Genomic DNA, 6778 nt, shown 5'->3' on the forward strand with positions numbered 1-6778 from the left:
GTGGCCTCCCTTGCTGGTTCAGGGCTTTGTCGGCCTGAGGTAGGGCCCCGGCTTCACGACCGGAACGGGCTGTTCGGCGATGCGCTTCTTCAACTCCGCGATCGCCGCATCCAACTGCGCGTCCTGTCCCAAGAAGGTGGCGCGCGGCGGGTTGTCGACGTCGATGTCCGGCGTCACGCCGATGCCTTCGATGAGGAAACGGCCCTCGGCGTCGATCTGGCCCGTCTCGGCGGCGCGCATGATGCCGTTGTCGATGAGGCGGTTCTGGTCCGACAGCCACACGCCTGCACCGGAGCTGCGCTTGCCGATGACGGGGCCGATCTTCAGGCGCTTGAAGCCTTCGGCGAAGGTCTCTCCGTCGCTGTAGGTGTCCTCGTTCATGAGCACCACGGTGTGGCCGCGGTAGACGTTCTGCATGTTGGGATTGACCGGCGTGCCAGCGGGGGAGCGTGGCTGCCAGAAGGCCCATGCGCGACGCAGCAGCTTCTCCAGGATCCAGCTGTCGATGTTGCCGCCGTTGTTGTAGCGCACGTCGATGATCAGGCCGTCGCGGTCGCTGGCGGCGTAGAACTCACGCACAAAGTCGGCAATGTCCGCTGGCCCCATCGCGCGCAAGTGCACGTAGCCGATGCGGCCTTGGGCCGCCTGTTCGACAGCGCGGGCGCGACTGACGCGCCAGTCGTTGTAGCGCAGTTGGTTCTCGCGCATCTGCGTCACCGGCGTGACGATGCGTTGCACCGCCTTGCCGTCGGCCTGTTTCACATCCAGCAGCACCTGACGACCGGCCTGGCCGCGCAGCAGCTCCAGGAGGTGCGGTGCGTCGGCGGTCGGGCGCCCGTTGATGGCCGTGATGACATCGCCCACCTTCAGCCTGACGCTGGCGGCGGCCAGCGGCGGCGCTTCGGAGGGCAGCTCGGCCTCATGGCCGTAGATGGCGTCGATGCGCCAGCCACCCGGCGCCTTGGAGAAGCGCCCGCCCAGGCCGGCCAGGCCCGGTTCATCCGGGGAGGGACGGGTGTCGCCGGCGCCGATCTGGCTGTGCAGCGCGCTCACTTCACCCACCATCTGCGCCATCAGTTCGGCCAGCTCGAAGCGGTCTGTCACGCGATCCACCAGCGGCTCGTACTTGGCCCGCACGGCTGTCCAATCCACGCCGTGCATGTCCTTGTCGTAGAAATGGTCGCGGTGCATGCGCCAAGCGTCGGCAAACATCTGCTTCCACTCGGCGCGCGGCTGCGTGGCGATCTGCCAGTCGCTCCAGCGCACCTGGGACTTGGCCAGGTCAGTCGGCAGCTTGGGCGCAGCGTCGACGATGAGCACCTCCGGCGCGGCGCCGCTGCTCTGGTTGCGCATCACCATCAGCTTCTTGCCGTCGGCGCTGACGTCATAGGCGCGCACATCATTGGCCAGGATCTCGGCCGGGCCGCCCTGGTTGTCGATGGCGATGGACTTGAGCTGGCTCTTGCCGTCGAGGTCGCGATCCAGGAACCACAGGCGCTTGCCTTCGGCGCGCAGTGCGCGGTAGTTGCCGGCCGGCACGGGCAGCTCGTAGAGGCGCTCCGACAGTCCTTCGAAGACGATGGCCGGCTTGCCCGGCTTCTTGTCCTCCGGCTTCTTGTCCTTGTCGTCGGGCTTGCGCTCGGTCGGATCCTTGTCGGTCGCCTTGCGGTCCTGCACGCGCTGCTCCTCGGCCTTCTTTTCGGTGGCCGACTCCAGCTCGTCCTTGGGTGAGAACGGCGAGCGCAGGCCCGGCTGCAGTGCCAGCGCGTAGAGCTTGGTGCGGAAGCCGAAGAACGGGCCGGTGTTGCGGTCTCCCCATGGCGAACCGTTGCCGGTTGTCTGGAAATTGCGAGCCGACGCGAGGTAGAGCCACTGGCCGTCGGGGCTGAAACTGGCGCTTCCGGTTTCGTAGCGGTCAGTCGTCAGCGTGTGCGTGCGGCCGTCCGGCAGGTGGTGCAGCTGCAACTGCTCGCGGTTCGCGTTGCGCAGTGGCAGCGTCCAGGCCAGCGTCTGGCTGTCGGGGCTCCAGGCTTGCAGGTCGGGCACGCCGGGCAGCTTGTTCTGGCCGAGCTCGCGCGTCGCGCCTTTGCCGGCGGGGGCCTTCAGGTCCGTGAGCCAGATGCGACCTTCCTTGTCCGTGTGCGCCAGCCATTTGCCGTCCGGCGACGGCAGCATCGCACGGCGCTGCATCGCGCTGCCGCTGGTGAGTCGCTCGGGCTGGCCGCTGCCGTTGGCCGCAAAGCGCCAGACCTCCTGCTCGCCGCTGAAGTCGCAGAAGGCCAGCACGCCCTTGCTGTCGCTCGTGAACTCGGCCTGTTTGCAGCGGCCGTCCGCCGGTTGCGGCAGTTCGGCACGCCGCAACTGCTGCACGCCCTGAGTCGCGAGATGACCACGGGCCGACAGCAGCACGCGTTCGCCGTTGGGCGCGAAGGCCGCGTCGACGAGGAAGTCCTGCGGCTTCTTGATCCAGCGCTCGCGCTGCTGGTCGAAGTCGCCGCCCAGCGTCACGTCCAGCTTGCGCGGCGTCGCGGACTGCGCCAGATCGACGAGGTAGAGGTCGGCCCCCACCGCGTAGACGACGCGGCTGCCGTCGATGGACGCATGGCGGATGTCCCAGCCTTTGTGCGTGGTGTGCTGGCGCAGGTCGCCGCCCTTCGCATCGACCGACCAGAGATTGACCGTGCCGTCACGATCGGACAGGAAGGCGATGCGCTCCGCGCCGCCGGACCGGTAGGGCAGCGGACGGCGGTCGTTGTTGCCCTCGGCGAGCACCGGTTTGGCCTCGGCATTGCCGCCCAGGTCCAGCGCCCACAGCCGCGCGATGGCGCCGCCGCGATATTGGCGCGCGTTGTCGCTGCGCAGGCCGCTCCGGGTGAAGTACAGCGTCTTGCCGTCGGCGCTCAGCGCGGCATCGCTGGCCTGGCCCACGGGCAGTTGGCGGCGCTGGCCGGACTTCACGTCCAGCGCAAAGAGCTGCGAGCCGGGACGGGCATCCAGGCTTGTGTAGAGGACCTCGCCGGCGGCCGTGAAGCCCCAGACACGCATGCCGCCGCCTTCCCAGGTCAGGCGCTTGGGCACGCCGCCGGTGGCAGGCATCAGGTAGATCTCGGTGCCGCCGTCGTACTGGGCGGTGAAGGCCAGCCAGCGGCCATCGGGCGACGCGGCGGGCTGGTTCTCCTGGCCCGGATGGGTGGTCAGCCGCTGAGCCTCGCCGCCGGCCAGGCCGACACGCCAGAGGTCACCCTCGGCGACGAGATAGATCTGCTCGCCTTGCAGCGCGGGCTGGCGGTAGAAGCCGGCGGTGCCGGCCCAGGTGGCGGAGCTCGCCGCAGCGAGCAATGCGGTCGTGGCCGACAGGGCGGCCAGGCGGAAGCGTGGCATTCAGGGTCTCCTCGAAGAGGCGGGATTGTCATGTGGCCGGACGAGGCAGCGCTTCGTCATGGCATGGACACCGACTGGCACAGCTAACGCACCAGTCGGTACCCCCGATTTGCGGGGCAGGATTCATCGTATTGACCCATTCTGACGCGATAGTCAAAGTCCTTTCTGTCCTTCAACACGCTCCTGGAGAACGCACGCATGTCCCCCAAGTTCCTGATTGCCTCGGCTGGCCTGCTGGCCGCCCTGTCCGCCCACGCCAGCCTGTCGGTGGGCAGCTCGGCTTTCACCTACGGTCAGACCTTTGACAGCCTGGCCACCACCGGTGCGACCAACCCCTGGGTGAACGACAGCACGCTGGCCGGCTGGAGCATCTTCAACGGCACGACCGCGCTGACCACCTACCGTGCCAGCACTGGCGCCGACAACGCCGGCGCCGCCTACAGCTTTGGTTCGGCGGCAGACCGCGCGCTGGGCACCGTCGCCAGCGGCACGGTCGCCAACCCGACGCTGGCGCTGTCTTTCACCAACAACAGCGGCGCAGCGCTGGACAGCTTCACGCTGCACTTTGACGGCGAGCAGTGGCGCAATGGCGGCAACACCGCTGTGCAGCAACTGACGGTGCAATACGGCTTCGGCAGCAGCTTCGCGGGCGTGACGTCGTGGACCAATGCAGGTGCCGGCTTCGACGTGAAGTCGATCGTCAACACCGCCACCGCCGCAGCCGTGAACGGCAACGTGGCCGGCCTGAGCGCCAACCTGGGTGGCACGATCAGCACGAACTGGGCTGCCGGCGACACGCTGTGGATTCGCTGGAACGACGTCAACGACGTCGGCAACGACCATGGCCTGGCCATTGACAACCTGAGCTTCAGCGTCACGGCCGTCCCCGAGCCCAGCACTTACGCGATGCTGCTGGCCGGCATCGGCGCCATCGGTTTCATGGCGCGCCGCCGCCGCGCCTGAGCGCTCTGCGCTCCGGTCCTGCCCGACGGCCCCTCACGGGGCCGTCGGCGTTTTCAGGCCGCGATGCCCGCCGCCACCTGACCGGCCGGCACATGGGCCGCGGCGCTCTCGACATGGCCGGGCTGGTCGTCGAAGAAGAAGTCCGGCTCGAACTCGCGCAGGAACTCGCCCTTGGCCAGGCCGCCGAGGAACATCGCCTCGTCAACCTCGATGCGCCAGTTCATCAGCGTGCGGATGGCGCGCTCGTGGGCCGGCGCGCTGCGCGCCGTGACCAGGGCCGTGCGCACGCGCATGTCCGGCACGTGCTGCAGCCGGTGTAGCGCCTCCAGCACCGGCTTGAACGGCCCGGCCGGCAGCGGTTGGTGGGCTCGCTCGCTCTCGTGCTCGCGAAAGGCCGCGAGACCGTCACGCTGGTAGACCTGCTCGGCCTCGTCTGAGAACAGCACGGCGTCGCCATCGAAGGCAATGCGAAGTTCGCCCGGGTGCTCAGCCGAAGCCTGGCGCGACAGCGGCATCACGCGCGCGGCGGCGACGCCGGCCGCCAGCGCCTGGCGCACGTCCGCGTCGTTGGCCGACAGGAACAGCTGGGCGGACAGCGGCCGCAGATAGCGCCAGGGCGCCGCGCCGCGCGTGAACACGCCGCGCTCCACCGTGAGGCCGTAGTGAGCCGCCGAGCGGAAGACGCGCATGCCGGAGATGGGGTCGTTGCGCGACAACACCACCACCTCCACGCGCTGTACACCACCGCCATTGAAGGCCAGCAGCTTCTTCACCAGCGAGAAGGCGACGCCGGGCTGGGCGGGCGTGTCGATCAGGCGCTGCTGCAGCGCCATGTAGGCGTGGTCGTCCTCGGCCTCGAACACCTGGTTCTCGGCCTCGAAATCGAAGAGGGCGCGCGACGAGATCGCCACGACGAGTTGACCGCTGAGGCTGGCTGGCATGGCTGTCGATGATAGGCGGCGGCGCTGCGTCACCACGTCGGCTTGGAATCTGTGAAGCAATTCGCGCAACCAGAGGGTTTACCCTTGATGGGCGGTGGAAACCTTGGGAAGAAGCCCCGATCATGCGCGGTTGGTATCCGTCCGCATGCCGCGGGTCGGGTCAAGGGAGCGCCTTTCATGTCATCCACCCCCATCGCCCGCACGGGCTCCATTGGCCGCCGGCTCGCGCTGGTCCTGTCCTGCATCCTCGGGCTGTCGGTGTTCAGCAGCCTTGTGGCCGTCTGGCAACTGAGCTCGCTCGGCAAGGAAGTGGACGCCATGCTGAGCAAGAGCCTGACGGTGGAGCGTGCCGCCACCGACTGGCTGCGCCACACCACCTCTGGCGTGCAGCGTGCCGCCGCCATCGCCCGGAGCAGCGACGCCTCGCTGATCGAATACTTCGCGCCGGCCACGGCGTCGTCCATTGCGCAGACCAACGAGTTGCAGAAGCTGATCGAGACGGCGCTGGACAGCCCCGAAGAAAAGGACCTGTTCGCCCGCATTGGCGAACTGCGCAAGACCTACCTGGCCGCCCGCGAGGAGGTCAGCAAGGCCAAGAAGGCAGGCGATGCGGAAGGCGCCGCCAAGCTGTTTGCAGAGCGGTTCGAGCCGACGTCCAAGAGCTATCTGGAAGGCGTCACCAACCTCGTGGCGCGCCAGCGCGACCAACTGGATGCATCGGCAAGTCGCGTTGAGGCGCTGCGCACGCGAACCGTGTGGCTGCTGGTGGGGTGCACGGCACTGGCGCTGGTGACCGGCATTGCGCTGAGCATCGTGCTGACACGCGGCATCACCGGCCCGCTGCGGGAGGCTGAGCGTGCGGCCCGTTTGATCGCCGACATGGACCTGACCGGCGAGCCCCAGCGCCACTACCGCAATGACGAGACCGGTCAGCTGCTGCGCGCCATTGATGCGATGCGCGAGGCCTTGCGCGGCGCGCTGCATGAGGTGCGCGTGGTCGTTGACAACATCTCCACGGCCAGCACGCAGATTGCGACCGGCAACCTGGACCTCAGCGCCCGCACCGAGCAGACGGCCTCCAACCTGGAGGAGACGGCCAGTGCGATGGAGGAACTGACCAGCACCGTGCGCCAGAGCGCCGATTCGGCTGCCCAGGCCAACCAGCTGACGGGCTCCGCGGCCGACGTGGCCCGCCGTGGCGGCAACGTGGTGGCCGAGGTCGTCAACACAATGACTGAGATCCACCAGTCCAGCCAGAAGATCGGCGACATCATCGGCACCATCGACGGCATCGCCTTCCAGACCAACATCCTGGCGCTGAACGCGGCCGTGGAAGCGGCCCGTGCCGGCGAGCAGGGCCGGGGCTTCGCGGTCGTTGCGGGCGAAGTGCGTACGCTGGCCCAGCGCAGCGCCGAGGCTGCCAAGGAGATCAAGACGCTGATCGGCGCGAGCGTCGACCGGGTCGAGGCCGGCTCACGCCTGGTCGGTGATGC

The 6778-nt window shown here is 68.4% G+C and carries 4 protein-coding genes; 2 read left to right on the top strand and 2 right to left on the bottom strand.

Features of this window, described 5'->3' with window-relative positions; genetic code table 11:
• Nucleotides 1-18 precede the first annotated feature (18 nt).
• On the bottom strand, nucleotides 19-3381 hold the full coding sequence (locus VGF12_RS23150) for a S41 family peptidase (RefSeq protein ID WP_331178403.1): 3363 nt from the start codon (nucleotides 3379-3381) through the stop codon (nucleotides 19-21).
• Between the two features lie 198 nt (nucleotides 3382-3579).
• On the opposite strand from VGF12_RS23150, the gene VGF12_RS23155 reads away from it, so the two are divergent.
• Nucleotides 3580-4344 carry a PEP-CTERM sorting domain-containing protein gene (locus VGF12_RS23155; protein ID WP_331178404.1) on the top strand — a complete coding sequence of 255 codons (765 nt, stop codon included), beginning with the start codon at nucleotides 3580-3582 and terminating at the stop codon, nucleotides 4342-4344.
• Nucleotides 4345-4397: 53 nt separating this feature from the next.
• Here the strand turns inward: VGF12_RS23155 and VGF12_RS23160 are convergent, their stop codons facing one another.
• Complete coding sequence (locus tag VGF12_RS23160) at nucleotides 4398-5285, bottom strand: 5'-nucleotidase (RefSeq protein WP_331178405.1); 888 nt, start codon at nucleotides 5283-5285, stop codon at nucleotides 4398-4400.
• Nucleotides 5286-5462: 177 nt separating this feature from the next.
• Between VGF12_RS23160 and VGF12_RS23165 the strand changes: the two genes are divergently transcribed.
• The coding region (locus tag VGF12_RS23165) for a methyl-accepting chemotaxis protein (protein ID WP_331178406.1) at nucleotides 5463-6778 on the top strand (1316 nt) is incomplete at its 3' end.

The organism is Roseateles sp. (genome assembly GCF_036404855.1).
GTDB lineage: Bacteria > Pseudomonadota > Gammaproteobacteria > Burkholderiales > Burkholderiaceae_C > Pelomonas.

What these genes read in the sequence shown, in the direction of transcription:
- VGF12_RS23150 (WP_331178403.1), bottom strand. Translation starts at nt 3,381, where the DNA reads ATGCCACGCTTCCGCCTGGCCGCCCTGTCGGCCACGACCGCATTGCTC.
- VGF12_RS23155 (WP_331178404.1), top strand. Translation starts at nt 3,580, where the DNA reads ATGTCCCCCAAGTTCCTGATTGCCTCGGCTGGCCTGCTGGCCGCCCTG.
- VGF12_RS23160 (WP_331178405.1), bottom strand. Translation starts at nt 5,285, where the DNA reads ATGCCAGCCAGCCTCAGCGGTCAACTCGTCGTGGCGATCTCGTCGCGC.